Annotated in this window: 1 pseudogene; it reads left to right on the top strand. The window is 50.4% G+C overall.

The features are described 5' to 3' along the window. A pseudogene (locus tag K5Q99_RS22340) lies at positions 1-230 on the top strand (IS4 family transposase); the annotation flags it as partial.

Consider the following 230-nt stretch of genomic DNA (forward strand, 5'->3'; position numbering starts at 1 on the left):
CGTCGATTGGTCAGACATCCGAGAGCATAAACGCATCATGGCTCTGCGCGCCTCAATAGCCTTCAATGGCCGCTCTATTACCCTGTATGAGAAGTCCTATCCCCTATCAGAACAATGCTCTAAGGCCGCCCATAACGGTTTTTTGGCGGATTTAGCCAAGATTTTACCTTCGCATGTTACCCCTCTCATCGTGACTGACGCGGGGTTCAAAGTGCCTTGGTACAAAGAGG

Origin of the sequence: Shewanella hafniensis (assembly GCF_019655335.1) — a bacterium.
In the GTDB taxonomy this organism is placed as follows: Bacteria; Pseudomonadota; Gammaproteobacteria; order Enterobacterales; family Shewanellaceae; genus Shewanella; species Shewanella hafniensis.